Source organism: Acidimicrobiia bacterium (assembly GCA_035651955.1).
Taxonomy (GTDB): domain Bacteria; phylum Actinomycetota; class Acidimicrobiia; order IMCC26256; family JAMXLJ01; genus JAMXLJ01.
The window spans coordinates 190035-210928 of sequence record DASRES010000015.1 but is presented as its reverse complement, the minus strand read 5'-3'; the positions used below and the strand labels follow the sequence as shown (position 1 = coordinate 210928).

Below are 20894 nucleotides of genomic sequence, written 5' to 3'. Positions count from 1 at the left end.
CGAGCGCTACTTCGGGAACCCGGTCAGGTTGATCTGGTTGTCGCTCCCGCAGTTGAAGATCCCGGTGTTCGGCTTGGTGATCTGACTGTCGATCGTGAAGCCGGTCGGCGACGCCTTCAACAGCACGAAGCACCCCTCGGTCGGGCTGTTCGCGTTGCCCGGCTTGATCGGCGCGGTGAGCCCGCCGCCGTCCCAGTCCGTCACCGCGCTCGCCTTGCTCAGGACGCAGTCGCTCGTGAGGTTCGAGCCACACTCCTTGACGCCCTTCGCCCACAGCAGCCACGCCGACATGGCGTTCACACCGAGGCTCTTCGGCTTGGCGCCGTTCGCGTACTGGGCGAGGATGTCGATGTACTGCTTGGTCGGCGGGTTCTGGCTCGCCATCTCGAACGGCACGATGTAGTCGTTGACGTACACCCAGTCACCGGTGAGCGCGCTTCCCGCGTTCTGGATGAGCGTCTGGTCGTAGTAGTTCGCGCTGCCGATGAAGTACTTCGGGTGCGTCCCGAGATCGGACAGCGCCTTCGCGAGGTTGGCGAGCGTGCCGGGCGCGCCTTCCATGCTGAGCACCTGCACGCCCTTGGTCTGCACGTTCTGGGCGTACGGCCGCCAGTTGTCGACGAGCAGCGGCGCCTCGTCGTAGTAGGTCTCGGTGTAGCCGAGCTGCTTCGCGGCCTGCCGGGCGCGGTCCCCCGAGTCCTTGATCGACTGGAACTGGCTGCTGATCAACCCGTAGTGCTGCGTCACCGCGGCGTCGAACGCCTTGAGCGCGCGGTACGCGCCGCCGAGGTCGCTCTGGTGGTTGGAGGTCGGGATCGCCTGCAGCGACATCGGTGCGGTGCCCGCCTGCGCGGAGACGACGTAGGCGGGCATCTCGGCGAGCTTGCACTTCGTGCGCTGGTCGACGCCGGTGGCGTCGAGCGCCTCGCCGTTGCCGACGAGCATGAAGTCGCTCTGGCACGCCTGGATCATGCGCGCCGCCACCTCCGTCAGCTTCGAGTCCCACTTGTCGAGCTGCAGCTTGCGCCCGTCGATCCCACCCGCCGCGTTGCACCACCCGACGAACGCGTCCGCGGTGTCGAACAGCTCCTGGTCGAGACCGGGCTGCGCCTGCGCGCCCGGGTCGGCCATCGTGCCGACGCGGATGGTCGAGTCGCTCACGCCCTGGGCGGTCGAACCCTTCGCGTTGCCGGGTCCGCACACACCCTTCAGCGAGCCGAAGTCACCGGCTGCCGCCGACGAGCCGCCGCCTGCGCTCGTCGACGTGTTCGAGCTCGAGCTCTTGCTCGACGAACGGCTGCACGCGCCCAGCGCGAGCAGCGCCAGCACGCTCACGACCACGACAGCACTACGACCGAGTCTCGGCATCGGACACTCCCCCGGGGTCGTCGTGTCGCGCTCCGCGGCCGACGTTCGTCCTCCAAGCCCACGCGGCCCACGCGCAAGCCCGCGCGACTTCGGGATCGTATAACACAGGTCAAACATCTCGGCCGCGGCCCGCGGCTCTCAGCGACACCGGGAGCGAGCGGTGGCCGAGGGCCCAGAACACCGGGTTCGGTGCCGGCGTGAACCCCTCCGCCAGGTGCAGCGCGCCGACACGCGCGCACAGCGCGTCGAGCACCGCGACGGCCTCCGTCCGGGCGAGCGTCGCACCGGGGCACACGTGCGGCCCCGCGCCGAACGCGACGTGGTCACGCGGTCGCGGCCGATCGACGCGGAACGCGTCCGGGTCGTCGTGGACGCGCTCGTCGCGGTTCGCCGACGCGAGCCCGAACACGACGCGCTCACCGGCGTGCAGCGGGCAACCCGCGATCGACGTGTCGGCGAGCACCGCACGCGCGAGAACCTGCACGGGCGAGTCGTGCCGCAGCGACTCCTCGACGACGACCGGGACGAGCGCGAGGTCGGCCCGGATCCGCGCGTACAGACCCGGATCGCACGCGAGCGTGTGGAGGCAGTTCCCGATCAGGTTCCGCGTCGTCTCGTTGCCTGCGACGATGAGGAACATCGTCTGCGTGCGGATCGCGTCGTCGGACAGGTACTCGCCGTCGACATCGGTGCGGAGGAACCGCGTGACGACGTCGTCGGGCGGATCGGGATCGGCCCGGCGCGCGTCGATCAGCGCCTGGATGTAGGCCGCGAACTCCGGGTGCGAGGACGACAGCGTGCCGGTGGCACCAGAGTTCTGCGCGTCGAGCAGCTCGTCGGACCAGCGGCGGAACGTCGCCTGATCGGCGAGCGGCACGCCGAGCATTTGCGCGATCACGGTCGACGGGAGCGGATCGACGACGTGCTCGACCAGGTCCACCGTGCCGTGCTCGTCGTGCACGCGTAGCGCGGTGTCGACGAGCCGCTCGGCCTCGGCCCGGATGAACGGCTCGGCCTGGGCGGTGCGGTGCGCGGCGACGACGGTGTTGATGACCCGCCGGATGCGACCGTGCCGAGGCTCCGGCACGGCGGAGATCATCACCTCGTCGGGTGGGAGCGCGCTCGTGTCCATGAACGAGCCCACGAACCGCTCGACGTCACGCAGACCCTCGAGCACGCCGGCCGCGGTCGCGACGTACCACCCCGCCGGCGTCGCCACCACACCACCGTCGCGAGCTCGTGCCGCGCGCATCGCCTCGTAGCGTGCATCCGACGACGGCGCGTACGGGTCGAAGGTCTCGGTCACGGGCGTGCTCTACTCCGACGATCGTGCCCGGTCAACCACGCTCCTGGTAGTCCTGTTGGCCGACGACCCGCCCCGACCCGGAGGAACGCATGCCGATCGACGCGCGCACGCCCGTGATCGTCGGTGTCGCCCAGCTCTCGCAACACGAGGACGCCCACGACGCGCGCGAGCCCGTCGACCTGATGGCCGACGCGGGACGCGCCGCGGCGCTCGACTGTGGGAAACCGGCGATCCTCGACGCGCTCGACAGCGTCCGCGTCGTGAACCTCCTGTCGTGGCACTACCGCGACCCGGCCGCGCTGGTCGCCGCGCAGCTCGGTGCTGCGCGCGATCACGTGGAGACCGTCTACACGGAGGGCGGCGGTCAGATCGTCGGGACGTTGCTCGCTCGGACCGCCGACGACATCGCGGCGGGCGCGCTCGACGTCGCGCTCCTGACCGGCGCCGAGGCGTGGCGCACACGCACGGCGTACCGGCGCGCCGGGGAGCCGCTGCCGTGGACCGAGCAACCCGAGGGCGTCGCCCCGGACCGGATGGTCGGCGCGCCGCTCGACATGTGGCACCCGGCCGAGGTCGCGCGCGGCATCACGACGCCCGTGCAGGTCTATCCGCTCTTCGAGTCCGCGTTGCGCGCGGCCGCGGGGCGCGGGCTCGCCGAGCACTCACGCTTCCTCGGCGAGCTGTGGGCGCGCTTCAACGCGGTCGCCGTCCGCAACCCCGACGCGTGGGACCACACCGCCTACACCGCCGAGCAGATCGCCACGCCGTCACGTGCGAATCGCATGGTCGGCTTCCCGTACACGAAGCTGCTGTGCTCCAACGAGCAGGTGGACCAGGCCGCTGCACTGCTGATGTGCTCGGCCGAGCGAGCAGACGCGCTCGGGATCGCGCGTGACCGGTGGGTGTTCCCGCGCGCGGCGAGCGAGGCGCGCGCGCCGAACGTCTCGGAGCGTCCCGACCTCGCGACGTCGCCGCTGGTGCGCGCGGTCGGTGACGCGCTGTGGAAGCTGACCGGTGTCGGCCCCGACGACGTCGCGCACGTCGACCTGTACTCGTGCTTCCCGTCGGCCGTCGAGCTGCAGGCGGCCGAGCTCGGTGTCGACCTCGGCCGCGACCTCACCGTGACGGGCGGGATGCGGTTCGCAGGCGGTCCGTGGAACAACTACCCGATGCACGCGGTCGCGACGATGACGAACGTCCTCCGCGGCGATGCCGGCGCGCTCGGCCTGGTGTGCGCGAACGGCGGGTACGTGACCAAGCTCGCGCTCTGCCTGCTGTCGTCGGACCCCGCACCGGACGGCTTCCGCAGCGTGTCGGCGCAGGACGCCGTGGAGGCAGCACCGCGCTGCGGGGTGGAGGGTGAACCCGACGGGGTTGCCACCGTGCAGGCGTCGACCGTCATGCACGACCGGGGCGGCGAGCCGACCGACGGGATCCTCGCGTGCATGCTGCCCGACGGCCGGCGCGCGTGGGGCACCGTCAAGGACCCGGCGGCGCTGGGCGCGATGGAGCGCGAGGAGACCGTTGGCCGCACCGCGACGCTGCGCCCCGACGGCACCGCGACGATCGAGTAGGCACTTTTGTGGTTCAGCGCGGTCGAGGCGCGCCGAACCACAAGTGCAGGGGAGGACGTGTGGACCGGGAGAAGCTGCAGTCGCTGTTCGACCTGACGGGCCGGGTCGCGATCGTCACGGGTGGGACACGCGGCATCGGGCGCGCCATCGCGGAGGGGTTCGTCGCCGCGGGTGCGAACGTCGCCGTCGCGAGTCGCAAGGCCGACGCGTGCGCGGAGACCGAGGCGCACCTGCAGGCGATGGGCGGCGAGGCGCTCGGCGTCCCCACGCACCTCGGCGACCTCGACGCGCTGGCGGCGCTCGTGCACCGGACGGTCGAGCGGTTCGGGCGGCTCGACATCGTGGTGAACAACGCGGCCAACGCGTTGCGCGAGGACCTCGGTCACTTCACGCCCGAGGCGTTCCAGAAGTCGATGGACGTGAACCTCCGCGGCCCCGTCTTCCTGATCCAGGAGGCGCTCCCCCACCTGCGCGAGAGCCCCGGCGCGTCGGTGGTCAACGTCATCTCCGCGGGCGCGTTCCTCTTCTCGGCGTTCACGGCGACCTACTCGGCCGCGAAGGCCGGGTTGTTCTCGTTCACGAAGTCGATGGCCGCGGAGTTCGCGCCGCTCGGCGTGCGCGTCAACGCGCTCGCGCCCGGGACGGTGAACACCGACATGGTGCGCAACAACCCGCCCGCGGTGCAGGAGCGGATGGCGAACGCGGCGTTCATGCGCCGCGCCGCGGACCCCGACGAGATGGTCGGTCCGGCGCTGTTCCTGGCGTCCGACGCGAGCAGCTTCGTGACCGGTCAGGTCCTGCTCGCCGACGGCGGCCTCGTGCCGCACTAGCGACCTGCAATGCCGCAGCGCGCCGCGCGCGGTTACGACAGGCCGCTGAAGTCCACCTGGCCCGTCTTCATCGCGGCGAAGAAGCCCGCGTCGACGTCGAGGTTCACCCCGTTCACGTAGACGGCGGCGTCGCTGCCGAGGAACGCGAGCGCGGTCGCGACCTCGCGCGGCGTCACGAGGCGGCCGTTCGCCTGCGACACAGTCCAGTCGATGATCTTGTCGGACATGACCTGACGGAACTCGGGCAGCAGCGGCGTGTCGATCGGCGCCGGGCACACGCTGTTCGTGCGGATGTCGCGCCGACCGGTCGCGCGCGACGACCACATCGTCCACACCTGGACGCACTGCTTCGAGAACGCGTACGCGTCGGTGATCAGGTCGGGATGCGCGTCGCACCAGTCGAGCGCGGCGTCCCATCCGTCGACACCGATCAGCTCCGTGATCTCTCCGAGGTGCTCGGGCCACTGGTTCCCCGCGATCGACGCCGTGTTCACGATCGCCCCGCCGCTCGGGATGCGATCGAGCAACGACTCGGACAGGCGCCGCAGCGCGAGGTAGTTGACGGCCATCACCGTGCGGGAGGGTCGGGTGCCGGCGACACCCGCGTTGTTGAAGAGCACGTGCACGTCACCGTCGATCGCGGCGATCGCGTCGTCGATCGCCGCGGGGTCCGCGAGGTCGGTCTCGAGGTACGTGTCGACGGGCCCGCTCGGCTTCCTCACGTCGAGGACGGTGACGTGAGCCGCGCCGAGCTCGGCGAGGAGCTCCACCAACGCCGCGCCGACGCCCGAGAAAGCGCCGGTGACGACGACGCGCTTGCCTTCGTAGCCGAACGGGTTCGTCATGGCGGGCGACACTACAGTCCCGCCCTTTCCGGGGAGCGGCGCGGTGTGGAGGTCGCACGATGACGCGTGAGGTCGACGTCGCTGCACTCGTCGACGCGATGTCGCTCGACGAGAAGGCCGCGCTCACAGCCGGCGCCGACATGTGGTCGACCGTCGCGGTCGAGCGGCTCGGCATCCCGTCCGTGAACGTGACCGACGGCCCGAGCGGCGCGCGCGGCCCGTCGCTGCCCGGAGAGGGAGGCGAGCCGTCGACGTGCGTGCCGTGCGGCGCGGCACTCGGCGCGACGTGGGATCCGGACCTCGTGTCACGCGTCGGCGCCGTGCTCGGACGGGAAGCGCGCGCGAAGGGCTGCCGCGTGCTGCTCGCACCGACCGTGAACATCCACCGGTCGCCGCTCGCAGGCCGGGACTTCGAGTGCTACTCGGAGGACCCGCTGCTGTCCGGACGGCTCGCAGCCGCGTTCGTGCGCGGCGCACAGAGCGAGGGCGTGGTGACGACCGTGAAGCACTTCGTCGGCAACGACGCCGAGACGGAGCGCTACACGATGTCGTCGGTGATCGACCCGCGAACGCTGCGCGAGATCTATCTCCTCCCGTTCGAGACCGCGGTGCGCGACGGCGGCTCGCTCGGCGTCATGACCGCCTACAACCGGCTCAACGGCGCGTGGTGCACCGAGGACGAGCACCTGCTGCGCGGGATCCTGCGCGACGAATGGGGCTTCGACGGGTTCGTGCTCACCGACTGGTTCGGGATCGCGGCGACGGCGGCGTCCGCGCGCGCCGGCCTCGACCTGGAGATGCCCGGGCCCGGCCGTGCGTACGGGACCGCGCTCGCGGACGCGGTCCGCGCCGGCGACGTCGACGAGAACGACGTCGACGCGATCGTCACGCGCCTGCTGACGACGTTCGCCCGCGTCGGCGCGCTCGACGCGCCCGAGCCGCGGCGACCCGAGCGCGTCGACACGCCCGCGCATCGCGCGATCGCGCGCGAGGCGGCGACGAGCGCGATCGTGCTCCTGCACAACGACGGGCTGCTGCCGGTGCGACGCGAGCAGGTGGGCCGCGTCGCCGTCATCGGCCCGAACGCCGACCGCGCCGTGATCATGGGCGGCGGGTCGGCCCAGGTGACGCCGCCGTACCGGCGAACGCCGCTGCAGGCCCTGCGGGACAAGTTCGGCGACCGCGTCGAGATCGTGTACGAGCCCGGGCTCGACATCGACAAGTCCGTCCCCGTCCTCACGGCGGAGACCCACGTCGCGGTGTTCGCGGGCACCGAGCTCGCCGGCGAACCGGTGATCGACACGACCCGCGGGACGCTCGAGCTGCTCTTCCTCGGCACGCCGTCACCCGACCTGCGGGGAGCGTTCTCGGCGCGCGCGACGACGCGGTTCACGCCGTCCGTCGACGGCCCGCACGACTTCACCCTCGTCCAGGCGGGCAGGGCGCGAGTCGTGGTCGACGGCACGACCGTGCTCGACGGGTTCACGGATCCGCCGCCGCGCGGCGAGTCGTTCTTCGGCGCGGGGAGCGTCGAGGCCGTCGCGACCGTCGAGCTCGCGGCGGGCCGCGCCGTCGACGTCGTCGTCGAGTACGCGTCCGGCTCGTCACCGGTCATCAGCGCGGCGCGTGTCGGCGTCCGGCCCACACCGGCCGCGGACTCCGTCGAGCGGGCCGTCGCCGCGGCCCGCGACGCCGACGTCGCGATCGTCGTCGTCGGGACGACGAACGAGTGGGAGTCCGAAGGCCACGACCGCACGTCGATGGACCTCCCGGGCGGCCAGGACGACCTCGTCGCGCGCGTCGTCGCGGCGAACCGCGACACCGTCGTCGTCCTGAACACGGGCTCCCCGGCGACGATGCCGTGGGCCGACGACGCGCGCGCCGTCGTGCAGACATGGTTCGGCGGGCAGGAGATGGCCGACGCGCTCGCCGACGTCCTGACCGGCGACGCGGAGCCGGGCGGACGCCTGCCGACGACGTTCCCGGTCCGGCTCGAGCACAACCCGAGCTACGGGAACTTCCCCGGCGAGCGGGACGAGGTCCGCTACGGCGAGGGCCTGCTCGTCGGCTACCGCTGGTACGACACGCGGCGGATCGAGCCGCGCTACTGCTTCGGCCACGGCCTGTCGTACACGACGTTCACGATCGGCGAGCCGGTCGCGTCGTCGACCCGAGTCGCGCCCGGCGAGCCGGTCCGCCTCGACGTCACCGTCACGAACACGGGCACGCGTGCGGGCAGCGAGGTCGTGCAGTGCTACGTCGCGCCGCGCGCCGCGCGGCTCGTCCGGCCCGAGCAGGAGCTGAAGGCGTTCGCGAAGGTCACGCTCGAGGCGGGCGCGTCCGAGACGGTCACGCTCACCCTCGACGAGCGCGCGTTCGCGTACTGGGATCCCGGCCGCCCCGACGCCGAGACGCTGAAGAGCCGCGGATCGGTCGTCCCGACGGGCGGCGGCGCGGACGGCGACGACGGACGACGCGCGCAGCCCGGCTGGCGGGTCGACCTGGGTGTCTACGAGCTGCGCGTCGGCCGGTCGTCGCGCGACGTGGCGCACACCGTGGAGCTCGAGATCACGAATCCGTAGACGGCGGGCGCGCGAGCATCTCCTCGAGCAGCGGCCGGAACATCACGAGGTCGTCGGGATCGTCGGGTTGCTCCGCGAGGCCGTACGCGATGCCGCGTGTGCTCGTGCGCACCGAGACGATCGCGAAGCGCAGCGCGGCGAAGACCTCGTACCAGTCCAGGCTGCGCGGTGTGTGACCGGTCAACGACTCGTAGGTGCTCGCGAGGTCGTCCCGCCGCATGAAGTCCGGCATGCCGGGCAGCCCGTAGCGCGCCGCGATGTCCTGGAAGAAGCGGTGCAGGAACGCCATCCACGCGAGGTCGACCTCACGCGGCCCGACCGTCGCCATCTCCCAGTCGAGGACCCCGACCGCGCGGAAGTCGCGGAAGAGGATGTTGCCGATGCGCGCGTCGCCCCAGTCGAGCACGGCGTCGCCCTCGACGGGACGGTGCTCGTCGAGCCACCCGAACGTCCGCTCGATGAGTGGATACCTGATGCCCTCGCGCGCCCACTCGTAGTACGCGCGCTCGTGGCCGAGCTGCTGGTCGAGCGGCGACGCGCCGTGCTCCGGATGGGCGAGGAACGACAGGTCGGCATTCCGGGGCGTGATCGTGTGGACCCGCGCGAGGACGCTCACCGCGTCGCGCTGCAGGCACTCCCGCTGCTCGGGCGTCGCGTCGGCGAGCCAACCGCCGAACACGTACGGCGGGACGTCGGGCGGCGCCTCGCCGTCGATCCCCGCCATGACGAGGAAGGGCACGCCGAGCCAGCGCACGTCGGGCTCGAGCCAGCGGACCTCGGGCGCGGGCACGTCCGTCCGCTCACGGACCAGACGCATGCAGCGGGCCTGGAGGTCGAGGTCGTAGGTCTGGAAGACGGGATAGACCTCGGGGAGCGGGGCGAGGCGCGCGACGCACGGCTGCGGCGGACCGTCGCCTTCGCGCAGCGTGAACAGCACGGTCTCGCTCGACATCCCGTTGCCGGGCGCGGCGACGTCCGAGACGGTGACCGCGCCGGGCATCGTCTGCGCGGCCCACTTCGCGAGCGCGGACGCGAGCTCGCCGACGTCGCGTCGCCACGGCGTCGTGAAGTCGTCGATCCCGCTCGCGCCGCCGGCCGTCGTCTCGTCGCTCATGCTCCCGCTCCTCCACGCGGGTCGACCACGCGGGCCGGGGACTCTACCGGCGAGCCTCTAACGTCGTGGACCGCGCGCACGTCACGAGGAGGCGTCGTGGAGTTCACACCGACCCCCGAGAAGCTGATCCCGGACCTGTCGCCGCGCGAGGAGCTCGTGCTGCTCGCGCGGACGTTGTGGCGCGAGGGCTACAGCGACCATCTCGCCGGGCACATCACGTGCAACCTCGGCGACGGCACCCTGCTGTGCAACCCGTGGCTGATCACGTGGAACGAGCTGCGCCCGGGCCAGGTGATCCGCATCGATCTCGACGGCGGGCTCGTCGAGGGCGATTGGCCGGTGCCGCTCGGGATCCCGTTGCACCTCGAGCTGCACCGTTTGCGCGACGACGTCAGGTGGGCGGTGCACAACCACCCGCTCTACGGCACGGTGTGGGCCGACATCGGCGAGGTGCCCCCCGTGCTCGACCAGAGCTCCGCGCTCGGCGGGGGCGAGCTGGTCCTCGTCGACGAGTACGACGGGCCGGTCAACGATCGGTCGAGCGCGCGCCGAGCCGTCGAGAAGATGGGCGACGCGCAGCTCGCGCTGCTCGCCGGACACGGCGTGTTCGTGCTCGGCGGCTCCGCGCGCGCCGTCCACCAGCGCGCGGTCGCGCTCGAGCAACGGTGCCAGCGCGCGTGGCACGTGCGCGCGGCAGGCGGGACCGCGGTGTCACGGCTGCCGGACGCGTACGTGCGCGGGATGCAGCGCAGTGACGGCGAGGGCTTCCGCGGGTTCTGGGAGGCGATGGTGCGCGAGGAGCTGCGCGCCGATCCCACGTTGCTCGACTAGTGGCGCGTCCCGCCGCGCTGGTCGAGCTCGAAGGCGCGAGCGTCCGCACCCCGGACGCGACCCTGCTCGCACCGCTCACGTGGTGCGTGCACGAGCGCGAGCACTGGGTCGTGCTCGGGCCGAACGGCGCGGGCAAGACGACGCTGCTGTCGTTGCTCGCGGCGCGGCGTCACCCGAGCGCGGGCCGAGTGCGGCTCCTCGGCCACGAGCTCGGACACGTCGACGTGCGGTCGTTGTGGCCCGAGCTCGCGCTCGTCGGGCACACGGTGGCGGACCGCGTCCCGCCCCGCGCGCGGGCCGTCGACGTCGTGCGAACCGGCGCGTCCGGAGCCCTGAGTCCGTGGTGGGAGCGCGCCGACCGCGACGCGGAGGACGGCGCACGCGCCCTGCTCGACCGGCTGGGGTGCGCGGATCTGGCCGACCGCACGCTCGACACGTGCTCGCAGGGTGAGCGTCAGCGCGTGCTGCTCGCACGCGCGCTCGCCGGTCGCCCACGGGTGCTGCTGCTCGACGAGCCCGCCGCGGGGCTCGACATGCCGGGCCGCGAGGCGTTGCTCGCCGCGCTCGAGTCGGCCGCCGGCGACGACGGCACCGGCGACCGCGGTGCCCTGCAGGCGACGTCGGTGCTCGTGACGCACCACCTGGAGGAGGTGCCGACGACCACCACCCACGCGCTGCTGCTCGCGCACGGCCGGGCGGTCGCGGCCGGACCGGTCGACACGGTCCTCACCGCGCGCAGCCTGGAGCAGTGCTTCGGCCTGCCCGTCAGCGTGGAGCGCCACGACGGCCGCTGGTTCGCGCGCGCCGCGCCCGACTGGCGCGACCGCTGAGCGCGACCGCGGGCGTCAGCCCCAGACGCCGGCGCGCCGCTGCACGAGCCGGTCGAGGTCGCCGGCGGTCACGATCCCGGCGACACGGCCGCCGTCGAGGACGAGGAGGCGCCCCTCCGCGCCGGTCCCGATGCGGTCGACGAGGACGGGCGCGGGCTCGTCGGGTCGCGCGGTCGGGACGTCCCGGACCGGCCACGCGATCTCGCCGACGACGCTGCTCGCGCGCCGATCAGGTGGGACGGCACGAACGCGCGCCAGCGTCACGACGCCGACCGCGTCGCCCTGCGCGTCGACCACGGGGAAGCCCGAGTGGTGGTGGCCGAGCAGGTAGTGGTCGACGAACTCCCGCGCGCTGATCCATGCGGGCACGACGACGGGATGGTGCGTCATCACGTCCGACACGGTGCGGCCCGCGAGCATCTCCTGCACCTGCGCCCGCTGCTCCTCGGCGCGCGCCGCGGCGACGAGGAACCAGCCGAGCAGCGCGAGCCACAGCCCGCCGCCCAGGCCCGTCCCCGCGGCGAACTCGACGAACCCGAAGCCGATCAGGATCCACCCGAGCACCTGGCCGGCACGGCTCGCCGTCTCGGTCGCGCGCACGCGGTCACCGTGGCGGGCCCACAGGAAGGCGTGCAGCAGGCGGCCGCCGTCGAGCGGCGCGCCGGGCAGCACGTTGAACACCGCGAGCACGACGTTGATCGCACCGAGCCACCACAGCACGGCGACGACGAGTGCAGGCGCCGCGACCGCGTGCGCGATCCCGGCCACGCCCGCGAGCACGACACCGATCACGAGGCTGACGAGCGGACCGGAGCCCGAGATCCACAGCTCCGCGCGCGGCGTCGGTGCTTCGTCGTGCATGCGCGTCATCCCGCCGAGCAGCCACAGGGTGATGCCGTCGACACGTACGCCCTCACGCCGGGCGACGACCGCGTGGCTCACCTCGTGCGCGAGGACCGCGGCGAGGAACGCGACCGCGGTGACGACGCCCGCGATCGCGTACGCGACGTCGGAGTAGCCGCGCGCGTCGGACGGGAACCGGCCGCCCGCGAGCCCGGCCGCGAGGAGCGCCCCGATGACGAGGAGGCTCCAGTGGAGGCCGACCTCGACGCCGGCGATCCGCCCCAGACGCACGCTGTTCTTCATGTCCCTCCGCCCTTACCCATCGGTCTACTGGGGACAACGCCGGGCGGGGGCCGTGGTGTTCCTGGTCAGCGCATCCCGAACCGGGTGGCCAGGTCGCGATCGCCGAGCAGCGCGTGCGTCCGTGCGACGCCGTCCGCGACGACCCGTGCGTGGTCGAACGCGAGCTGCACGCCTACGCGGTCGCCGCCGAGCGCGAGGTCACGCACGGGATGCACGCGCGCATCGGCCGCGTCGTCCGCCGCGTGCGGCTCGGGGAGGTCGCGCACGAGCGCGAGGTAGGCGACCGTGACGGTGCGCTGACGCGGGTCCCGACCGACGTCGCCGTAGCTGCCGAGCTGCGCGAAGTACACGAGGTCGTGCGTGTCGGCGGTGAGGTCGAGTCCGGTCTCCTCCTGCAGCTCCCGGCGCGCGGCGTCGTCGAGCGTGCGGTCGGTCGCGTCGAGGAACCCGCCGGGGAGCGCCCAACGACCCTTGAAGGGGTGGCCGCCGCGCCGCACGAGCAGCACCGACAGCTCGCCGTCGCGCACCGTCAGTGCGACGACGTCGACGGTGACCGCGACGCGGTCGTAGCGCGACGGGTCGTAGGACGCGAGGAACCGTGCCTCGTCGCCGAGGTCCGTCGCCTCGTCGTCGTTCACCCGTCACCCAGGCCCGGGACCACCTCCACGCCGGCGGCGCGCATCCGCGCGATCGCCGCCGCGCTGGTGTCCGCACCGACGCCGGCGACCGCGCCTTCGAGGACGCGCACCGAGAAGCCGGCTCGCGCGGCGTCGAGCGCGGTGGCGAGCACGCAGTGGTCCGTCGCGATGCCGACGACGTCGAGTGCGGTGACGCCGTGGCGTTCGAGCCACCCGTCGAAGGGCTCGTGCGTGAGGTGCTCGATCGCCTCGAACCCCGAGTAGCCGGGGCCGCGGTGACCCTTGTCGAACACGGCGTCGAGCTCGACGTCGTCGAGCGCGGGATGGAACGCCGCGCCTCGGCTCCCCGCGACGCAGTGCACCGGCCAGCTCCGCACGTAGTCGGGTTCGCTGCCCTCGCTCGCGAAGTGCTCGCCGGGATCGACGTGCCAGTCGCGGGTGGCGATCACGACCTCGTAGTCGCCCTCTTGCGCGAGCAGCACGACGCGCGTCGCGACGTCGTTGCCGCCGGCGACGGCGAGCGCGCCGCCCTCGCAGAAGTCGCGCTGCACGTCGACGACGACGAGCGCGCGCCGTTCGCCGTCCATGCGCTCCATGGTCGCGCTCCTCAGACCACGGTCGCGGTGATCGACGCGCCGCGACCGGACAGGTCGCGCGCGCCGTCGGGCAGCTCGGCACGCGCCGCAGACGCGTGCGCGCGTGACTCCTCGAGCGACGGCTGCGCGGCCACGACACCGTCGGTCACGACGCGCACCTGCAACGGGCGGCCGCCCGCAGGTGTGCGGTCGTCGAGGAAGAGGTGCTCGGCGTCGGCATGGCCCTCCGGGTCCCGGAAGCGGAACGCCCGCTTCTTGCCCGCGGTGGAAGCCTTCCCGACGGACAGCTTCGCGACACCGCGCAGGCGGCGCTCCTCGCGCGGCTCCTCGCCGACCGCGACGAGCTTGTAGACGAACCCGGGTGTCGGCGCGAGCACGACCTTGGTCCCGACGAGGAACGTGTCGACGGGCGTGCCGCGCAACCGGGCGATCGCGTGCTCGTCGAGGTCGCCGGACGCGACGATCCGGGTCCGGGTCGCGCCCAGCTCGTCGAGGAGCGCGCGCGCCCGCGGCACCTCCGTCGCGAGATCGCCCGAGTCGATGCGGACGGCGCCGAGGCCGGGCCCGGCGACGTCGACGGCCGTGCGGATCCCCGCGGCCACGTCGAACGTGTCGACGAGCAACGTCGTGCCCGGGCCGAGCGCGGCGACCTGCGCCGCGAACGCGTCGCGCTCGGACGGGTACACGAGCGTGAACGCGTGCGCAGCGGTGCCGGCAGTCGGGATGCCGTACCGGCGACCGGCCTCGAGGTTCGACGTGGACGCGAAGCCGGCGATGTACGCCGCGCGTGCCGCGGCGACGGCCGCGTCCTCGTGCGTCCGCCGGCTGCCGCCCTCGATCAGCGTCCGGCCGGCGGCCGCGTCGACCATGCGGCTCGCGCCCGACGCGACCGCCGAGTCGTGGTTGAGCACCGACAGGACGATCGTCTCGAGGACGACCGCTTCGCCGAAGCCGGCCTCGACGGTGAGCACCGGCGAGAACGGGAAGAACGTCTCGCCCTCGCGGTACGCGTCGATCGAGCCGGTGAAGCGGTACCGGCCGAGCCAGTCCAGGGTCGTGTCGTGCACGAGCCGCGTCGCGGCCAGGTACTCGAGCTCGTCGTCGCCGAAGCGGAACTCCTGCAGCTCGTCGACGAGCCGGCCGAGCCCGGCGACGATCCCGTACCCGTACCCGTCGGGCAGGCCGCGGGTGAACACCTCGAACACAGCGCGTACGTCCGCGGTTCCCGAGCGCAGCGTCGCGTCGAGCATGGTGAGCTCGTACGCGTCGGTCCGCAGCCCGATCGCGCGCGTGCCGGCGGCACGCGTGCGGTCAGGGATCACGGCTGCAATTTAGGGACGCGTGGCGGGTACGTACCCCGCCGCCGGGCGAGCGCGAGGAGACGGCGTGGGCACGCACGACGGGCACGAGACGATCGAGGTTGTCATCGAGATCCCGCGCGGGAGCCGCAACAAGTACGAGTACGACCACGAGCGCCACGTGATCCGTCTCGACCGCCGCCTGTTCACGGCGACGGTGTACCCGGCCGACTACGGGTTCGTGCCCGACACCCTCGGAGAGGACGGCGACCCGCTCGACGCGCTCGTGCTGCTGGAGGACCCGACGTTCCCCGGCTGCATGGTCACCGCGCGGCCCGTCGGCGTGTTCTGGATGAGCGACGAGAAGGGGCCCGACGCCAAGCTCATCTGCGTGCTGGACCGCGACCCGATGATGGACGACGTGGCCGACCTGCGCGACCTCCCGCAGCACCTCCTCGACGAGATCGAGCACTTCTTCGACGTCTACAAGGCGCTCGAGCCGGGCAAGTCGTCGTCGACGGCCGGCTTCGAAGGGCGCGACGCGGCCTGGGCGGAGCTCGACGCGGCACGACGCCGCGCCCACCCTTGACCCCAGCCCCGGGCGGTCAGTGCAGCGCTTGCAGGTGCTGCTGGAACACGTCGAGCCCGATCTCACCGGTGAGGCGCGACCCGACCTTGCCCTGCGAGTCGACGAACACGAAGTACGGGTAGGCCGGGGTGCCCAGCGCGTTCGCCGCGGTCGTGTTCTTGTCGTCGAGCATGACGGGCGCGAGGTTCGCGGGCCAGCGGATCGTCGAGCTGATCCAGCGGCCGGGCGGCCAGTTCGGGTAGCTCGGCGCCTGGGCGGTCACGACGAGCGTGATGCGGGGGTGGCCCAGCGAGCCGCTGTCGAGCTCCTGCACGAGCTTCGGCAGCTCGCGGTTGCAGTGCGGGCACCACGGCGCGCCGACGACGACGACCTGGGGGCCACCGCCGGGCTGGATGGTGACGGTCGCGCCCGTGGGCGACTCGCCCGTGATCGTGGGCAGCGCCGCCCCGTCACCCTTCGCCGGCTGGTTCTCGTCGAACTGCGGGAGCGCGCTGCCCTGCACGGCGACCTTGCCGTAGTCGACCGACGACCCGGTCGAGCCGCCGCTCTTGCTGCTCGCGCTCTTGCTGCTGCCGCCACCCCCGGACGCGACGACGGCCACGAGCGCGGCCACGCCGATCACGACGACGACCGCGACGGCGACGACGAAGCCGGCGGGTGGGCCCTGGCGCCCCCGCGTGACGGGGCGCTTCCGCGGCGGGGGCCGCCGGCCGGAACCGCCGCCCGGACCGGGTCGCTGGCTCACGTGCCGCTCCCTTCCATCACGCGCGCTCCTCGGTCGCGCGACGGCGCGGGACGCGTCGCTGCGTCGTCACCGTCACCGTCGACGTCGGCGTCGTCGTCCGCGAACGGGTCGGCGACGGCCGTGAGGACGGCGATCGCGACGAAGCCACACGCGGCCATGAACGGGATCGTCACGAACCCGAAGTGCTCGACCCACCGGATCGAGCAGGGGTTCGCGATGTCGCATGCACCCTCGCCGATGCCGAGGTGCTCGACGCCGAGGTGCCACAGCGAGATCGCCAGCCCGCCGACCGCGAGCGGGATCGCATACCACCGCACCGCTGCGTCACGCCGCAGCGCCGCGACGACGAGCACGACCGCGAGCGGGTACATGGCGATCCGCTGGTACCAGCACAGGCGGCAGGGCAGGAAGTGCGCGACCTCGGACAGGTACAGCGAGCCGGCGAGCGAGACGACCGCGACGGTCGCCGCGAGGCCGAGCGCGCTGCGCCGCAGCGTCAGCCCGAGTGCGCCGTTCGCGCGTGCACCCGTGGCGGCGACGACGGTGACGACCGCACCGGCGAGGGCAACCAGCGCGAGCAACGACAGGAACGTCGTCACCGCGTGCACGGACATGAGACGCCTCTCGGTGGGCGGACGGGACGCGACGATCGTCGCGCACGTCCCCGGCCACCCGGTGCGCGTGCCCGCGACCCGGGGCTACGTCGAGGCTCGACAGGTGGTCGCGATGCCGCGGACGGCGTCAACGAACGACTGCGGCGGGTTGTCCTCGTTCTTCTGGACCTCGGCGTAGAGGTCGGGGCGGGCGACGACCCCGTCGGCGACGCACTGCGCCACGCCGCCGGGAACGCTGCTCTGCTCGACGAACGTGGCCGCGAGCTCGTTGCGCGTCCCGACCATCGTGAGCGCGTCGTCCGCGAACGTCTTCGCCGTCGGGACGGGCGTCCCCGCGTCGCACGACGACAACGTCACCAGCCCGCCGTTCGTGTCCACCGTCGCCATGCCGGCCGGCATCGCGCCGGCCCAGCGCCGCAGCCCGTCCGCGATCGCGGTCGTGGCCGACGCGTCACGGCCACGGAACGCGGCCCGGACGCACAGCTCGTCACCACGACGGAACTCGATCATCGAGTCGCCGGCCCACCCGTCGGCCGCGCGGAGCGCGTCGGCGGCCGGCATCCGGCTGGCGAGGGTGAAGTACAGCCCGGCGGCACCGAAGGTGTCGGGAGCACCGTCCCGACGCTCCCCCGCGCGCAGCGCCGGCGTCGCGACGTGACGCGCGCCGCCGAGGTCGTCGCCGAGGATCGGCGCGAGCACGTCGAGATCCGTCCGGGGCGGGTCGCGGAACGCGTCGTCGATCGCACCGCCGCCGTGCAGCGCCTTGAACGTCTCGAGCATCGTCGGGCCGAGCGCGTAGGGCGTCTGCTGCAACGCGACGACGATGCCGGGGACGTCGTCGGTCTGCTGCTGGACGGACGACGAGTCCGCGTTCTGGCTCGCGTCGTACGCCTGCTGGTCGGCCTCAGAGAGCGTGTTGACGTAGGCGTCCTCGATCCGGACGGCGTCCCCCTCGACGAGCGCGGTGAGCGGGAGCTGCCGGTTGTCGCGGTCGGCCTGGTCCTGCAGCTTCGTGAGGTCGAAGTGCTGGTCCTGCAGCGCGTGGGTCAGCTCGTGCGCGAGGGTCACGCGTGTGTCCACGTCGAGCCGCTGACCGCGCACGCTGACGCGCTTCGTGTCGTTGTCGTAGAACGCGAGCACGTCCGATCCCTGGAGCGTGTTCGTCGCCGACAGCAGGTCGACGTCGCGGCCGATCAGCCCGAGGGCCCGCAGCAGGCCCTCGCTGCGCTGCAGATCACGCCGGTCGGACGCGCTGAGGTCCTTGTCGTCCGTCGTGACGAGCTTGCGGAACTTCGCGTCGGACAGGAAGTCGACGGGCACCGGGTGCTCGAACTTCAGGCCGCGCAGCTTCTCGACCTCGTGCGCGATCGGTGCGATGCGGGCGTCCCAGTGGCTCGGGTACGAGTGACCACCCGAACGGCCCACGAGCGCGTAGACGAGCCCACCCGCGCCGAGCACGACGACGAGCACCGCCGCGACGACGAGGGCAACCAGCCGGCCGCGCCGGCGACCGCCCGGGCGATCGGGCGGCGTCACGACGGCCGGCGGTGCCCACGAGTCGGCGGGAGGCGGCGGTCCCTGCATGTCCACGGTCACAAGGTCGTTGATCGACGGCGCGCGGGGGCGCCTTGACCCGGGATCGGACCACAGCCTGGGCGTGTCGTTACGACGCGGCGTTCCGGCGGACCGGCAGCGGCACGACCTGAGCCGGTGCGAGGAGGTCGTCGATCGCCGCCGCGGGCAGCGCGGGCGAGAAGAGGTGACCCTGCGCGTTGTCGCAGCCGAGGGACCGGAGCACCGCGGCTTGCTCGGCGCGTTCGACGCCCTCCGCGGTCACCTGCAGGCCGAGCGCGTGCGACATCGTGATGACGGCCTGGATGATCGCGGCCTCCGACGCGGCCTCGTCCATCCCCTCGACGAACGAGCCGTCGAGCTTCACGGTGTCGACGGGCAGTCGCTTGAGGTAGTCGAGCGACGCGTAGCCCGTCCCGAAGTCGTCGATCGCGACGACCACGCCGAGCGCGCGCAGCCGCTCGAGCGCCTCGATCGTGCGGGCCTCGTCCGTCACCGCGCACCGCTCGGTGATCTCGATCTGCAGCCGGTCGGCGTCGAGCCCGGTCTCGTCGAGCTGCGCGGCGACCTCGTCGACGGCCTCGACCTGGCGCAGGAACCGCGCGGAGAGGTTCACCCCGACACGGGGCGCGTCGGGCCCGAGCCGCTCGTGCCAGCGGCGCCCGTCCACGCAGGCGGTGCGCAGCACGAGCCGGTCGATGGCGACGATGAGGCTGCTCTCCTCCGCCAGGGGCACGAACGCGTCCGACGCGACGAGCCCGCGCGCCGGGTCGTGCCAGCGCGCGAGGGCCTCGAGCGTGACGACCTCGCCGTCGTCGAGCGCGACGACCGGCTGGTAGTGCACCGCGAGCTCGCCGTTGTGCACGGCGCGCCACAGATCGGCCTCGACCTCGAGCCGCTCGGCGACGCGTGGCGCGCTGGACGGGTCGTACAGCTCGTAGCGTCCCCGCCCCTTCTCCTTGGCGACGTACATCGCGAGGTCGGCCTCGCGCAGCAGCTCGTCGGCCGCGAGCATCGAGTCCCGCGACACCGCGATGCCGATGCTCGTCGTCACGAAGAGGTCGCGCCCGCCGATGGAGACGGGATGGCGCAGCGCGTCGAGGATGCGTTGCGCGGTCGCGGTCGCGTCGCCGACGTCCGTCAGGTGGTCGAGCAGGACCGTGAACTCGTCACCTCCGAAGCGCGAGACGAGGTCGTTGGGTCGCACGCAACGCCGCACGCGCTGCGCGACGTCGACGAGGAGGCGGTCGCCGATCTCGTGGCCGAGGCTGTCGTTCACGAGCTTGAACCGGTCGACGTCGAGGAAGAGCACGGCGACGCGCTCCCCCGCGTGGGACGCGCGCACGATCGATCGGTGCACGCGGTCGAGGAACGCGGTGCGGTTCGGGAGGTCGGTCAGCGCGTCGTGGAACGCCTGGTAGCTGAGGCGCTCCTCGAAGCCGCGCCGCTCCGTGATGTCACGCAGGTTCGCGACGACGCCGTGCACCGCCGGGTCGTCGACGAGGTTCGTGACGCTCATCTCGAACCACTTCCACGGACCGCCGCGGAACGACATGCGGATCTGCACGCGGTGGACCTGGCCGGGCCGGCCGTTGATCTCCTGGAGCACGCGCGCCGCGGCGAGGTCGTCGCCGTGCGCCAGCTCGACGGCGGGCACGCCGACCGCGTCCTCCGGCGGCGCGCCGAACACGGGCTGGAACGCCGGGCTCGCGTACGTGATCCTCGTGTCGCGCCCGATGACGAGGACCACGTCCGACGCATGCTGGACGAGCGCACGGAACCAGGCCTCGCGGCGGCGCGTCTCGGCCTGTGCACGCTCCTTCGCGCGTGTCTCCCATCCGAGCAGCCGGATGGTGACGGCCACGCCGACGCCGCACAGGACCGCGAGGCCGTGCACGAGCGGCGCATGGACGAGCGTCGGCGCGACGTGTGCCGCGATCGCGGCCTGACCGAGCGCGATGCCGGCGAGGGAGCACACGATCGCCGGGTAGGTCACGGCCGACCCGTCGCCCTCGAGGTTGTCGACGGTCCCGAAGACATATCCGACCGCGAGCGTCGGGCCCCACCCGAGCGCGTACACGACCGCGGTGATGCCCGCCATGTCGACCGCGATGCGCGCCCACAGCCGCGGCCCGCTCGCGGGTGACGGGACCGCGAGGTGCACGAGCGTGCGCGCGCACGTGACGGCGACGAGCAGCAGCGCGAGCAGCCAGAGCGGTGTCGACGCGATCACGCCTGCGCGCCTGCCGAGCCACAGCAGCGGGATGCAGACGAGCACCCACCAGCCCGTCGGCTTGCGCGACACCTCGCGTGCGTACGCGCGCAGCCGAGCCCCTGCCTCCGTCACCCCTGACGTATCGACGCGAACCGCTCACGAGTTGAACACGCCGCGCCCGGCGTCCGACCCGAGGGAGCC

General features: G+C 72.8%; 18 protein-coding genes. 6 read left to right on the top strand and 12 right to left on the bottom strand.

Annotated elements, in window-relative coordinates; all coding sequences use genetic code 11:
• Window positions 1-6 precede the first annotated feature (6 nt).
• Both VFC33_04670 and VFC33_04665 read right to left on the bottom strand, forming a co-directional pair.
• On the bottom strand, window positions 7-1368 hold the full coding sequence (locus VFC33_04670) for an ABC transporter substrate-binding protein (GenBank protein ID HZR12525.1): 1362 nt from the start codon (window positions 1366-1368) through the stop codon (window positions 7-9).
• Between the two features lie 109 nt (window positions 1369-1477).
• A complete protein-coding gene (locus VFC33_04665) occupies window positions 1478-2674 on the bottom strand; it encodes a cytochrome P450 (GenBank protein ID HZR12524.1) in 1197 nt (398 codons plus the stop codon).
• A gap of 89 nt (window positions 2675-2763) precedes the next feature.
• Here VFC33_04665 and VFC33_04660 point away from each other — a divergent pair, with 89 nt between their 5' ends.
• A complete protein-coding gene (locus VFC33_04660; GenBank protein HZR12523.1) occupies window positions 2764-4248 on the top strand; it encodes an acetyl-CoA acetyltransferase in 1485 nt (494 codons plus the stop codon).
• A 59-nt stretch (window positions 4249-4307) separates the two neighbouring features.
• Complete coding sequence (locus tag VFC33_04655) at window positions 4308-5078, top strand: glucose 1-dehydrogenase (GenBank protein HZR12522.1); 771 nt, start codon at window positions 4308-4310, stop codon at window positions 5076-5078.
• A gap of 32 nt (window positions 5079-5110) precedes the next feature.
• On the opposite strand, the gene VFC33_04650 is transcribed toward VFC33_04655, so the two are convergent.
• Window positions 5111-5923 carry a coniferyl-alcohol dehydrogenase gene (locus VFC33_04650; GenBank protein ID HZR12521.1) on the bottom strand — a complete coding sequence of 271 codons (813 nt, stop codon included), beginning with the start codon at window positions 5921-5923 and terminating at the stop codon, window positions 5111-5113.
• A gap of 59 nt (window positions 5924-5982) precedes the next feature.
• On the opposite strand from VFC33_04650, the gene VFC33_04645 reads away from it, so the two are divergent.
• Entirely contained in the window at window positions 5983-8505 is a 2523-nt protein-coding gene (locus VFC33_04645) for a glycoside hydrolase family 3 C-terminal domain-containing protein (GenBank protein ID HZR12520.1), read from the top strand.
• On the opposite strand, the gene VFC33_04640 is transcribed toward VFC33_04645, so the two are convergent.
• The gene (locus VFC33_04640) at window positions 8492-9619 is read right to left on the bottom strand and encodes a phosphotransferase family protein (protein HZR12519.1); all 1128 of its coding nucleotides are present in this window, start codon (window positions 9617-9619) and stop codon (window positions 8492-8494) included. The two genes, VFC33_04645 and VFC33_04640, sit on opposite strands and share 14 nt — an antisense overlap.
• Window positions 9620-9715: 96 nt before the next feature.
• On the opposite strand from VFC33_04640, the gene VFC33_04635 reads away from it, so the two are divergent.
• Both VFC33_04635 and VFC33_04630 read left to right on the top strand, forming a co-directional pair.
• Window positions 9716-10450 carry a class II aldolase/adducin family protein gene (locus VFC33_04635; protein HZR12518.1) on the top strand — a complete coding sequence of 245 codons (735 nt, stop codon included), beginning with the start codon at window positions 9716-9718 and terminating at the stop codon, window positions 10448-10450.
• Window positions 10450-11280, top strand: a complete 831-nt coding sequence (locus VFC33_04630) for an ATP-binding cassette domain-containing protein (protein ID HZR12517.1) — start codon at window positions 10450-10452, stop codon at window positions 11278-11280. Before VFC33_04635 ends, VFC33_04630 begins: the two co-directional genes overlap by 1 nt.
• A gap of 15 nt (window positions 11281-11295) precedes the next feature.
• Here VFC33_04630 and VFC33_04625 read toward each other — a convergent pair whose 3' ends face one another.
• From VFC33_04625 to VFC33_04610, 4 genes are all read right to left on the bottom strand, one after another.
• On the bottom strand, window positions 11296-12426 hold the full coding sequence (locus tag VFC33_04625; GenBank protein HZR12516.1) for a site-2 protease family protein: 1131 nt from the start codon (window positions 12424-12426) through the stop codon (window positions 11296-11298).
• A gap of 65 nt (window positions 12427-12491) precedes the next feature.
• Entirely contained in the window at window positions 12492-13064 is a 573-nt protein-coding gene (locus VFC33_04620) for an NUDIX hydrolase (protein ID HZR12515.1), read from the bottom strand.
• Entirely contained in the window at window positions 13061-13660 is a 600-nt protein-coding gene (locus VFC33_04615) for an isochorismatase family protein (protein ID HZR12514.1), read from the bottom strand. Before VFC33_04615 ends, VFC33_04620 begins: the two co-directional genes overlap by 4 nt.
• 11 nt (window positions 13661-13671) lie before the next feature.
• Entirely contained in the window at window positions 13672-14982 is a 1311-nt protein-coding gene (locus VFC33_04610; protein HZR12513.1) for a nicotinate phosphoribosyltransferase, read from the bottom strand.
• A 64-nt stretch (window positions 14983-15046) separates the two neighbouring features.
• Between VFC33_04610 and VFC33_04605 the strand changes: the two genes are divergently transcribed.
• The gene (locus tag VFC33_04605; GenBank protein ID HZR12512.1) at window positions 15047-15547 is read left to right on the top strand and encodes an inorganic diphosphatase; all 501 of its coding nucleotides are present in this window, start codon (window positions 15047-15049) and stop codon (window positions 15545-15547) included.
• A gap of 16 nt (window positions 15548-15563) precedes the next feature.
• On the opposite strand, the gene VFC33_04600 is transcribed toward VFC33_04605, so the two are convergent.
• From VFC33_04600 to VFC33_04585, 4 genes are all read right to left on the bottom strand, one after another.
• Complete coding sequence (locus VFC33_04600; protein HZR12511.1) at window positions 15564-16292, bottom strand: hypothetical protein; 729 nt, start codon at window positions 16290-16292, stop codon at window positions 15564-15566.
• The gene (locus VFC33_04595) at window positions 16289-16906 is read right to left on the bottom strand and encodes a disulfide bond formation protein B (GenBank protein ID HZR12510.1); all 618 of its coding nucleotides are present in this window, start codon (window positions 16904-16906) and stop codon (window positions 16289-16291) included. Before VFC33_04595 ends, VFC33_04600 begins: the two co-directional genes overlap by 4 nt.
• Window positions 16907-16990: 84 nt before the next feature.
• Entirely contained in the window at window positions 16991-18496 is a 1506-nt protein-coding gene (locus tag VFC33_04590; GenBank protein HZR12509.1) for a hypothetical protein, read from the bottom strand.
• 73 nt (window positions 18497-18569) lie between these two features.
• On the bottom strand, window positions 18570-20825 hold the full coding sequence (locus VFC33_04585; GenBank protein ID HZR12508.1) for an EAL domain-containing protein: 2256 nt from the start codon (window positions 20823-20825) through the stop codon (window positions 18570-18572).
• Between the last annotated feature and the right edge of the window lie 69 nt (window positions 20826-20894).

What these genes read in the sequence shown, in the direction of transcription:
- VFC33_04660 (HZR12523.1), top strand. Translation starts at nt 2,764, where the DNA reads ATGCCGATCGACGCGCGCACGCCCGTGATCGTCGGTGTCGCCCAGCTC.
- VFC33_04615 (HZR12514.1), bottom strand. Translation starts at nt 13,660, where the DNA reads ATGGAGCGCATGGACGGCGAACGGCGCGCGCTCGTCGTCGTCGACGTG.
- VFC33_04645 (HZR12520.1), top strand. Translation starts at nt 5,983, where the DNA reads ATGACGCGTGAGGTCGACGTCGCTGCACTCGTCGACGCGATGTCGCTC.
- VFC33_04595 (HZR12510.1), bottom strand. Translation starts at nt 16,906, where the DNA reads ATGTCCGTGCACGCGGTGACGACGTTCCTGTCGTTGCTCGCGCTGGTT.
- VFC33_04670 (HZR12525.1), bottom strand. Translation starts at nt 1,368, where the DNA reads ATGCCGAGACTCGGTCGTAGTGCTGTCGTGGTCGTGAGCGTGCTGGCG.
- VFC33_04625 (HZR12516.1), bottom strand. Translation starts at nt 12,426, where the DNA reads ATGAAGAACAGCGTGCGTCTGGGGCGGATCGCCGGCGTCGAGGTCGGC.
- VFC33_04640 (HZR12519.1), bottom strand. Translation starts at nt 9,619, where the DNA reads ATGAGCGACGAGACGACGGCCGGCGGCGCGAGCGGGATCGACGACTTC.
- VFC33_04650 (HZR12521.1), bottom strand. Translation starts at nt 5,923, where the DNA reads ATGACGAACCCGTTCGGCTACGAAGGCAAGCGCGTCGTCGTCACCGGC.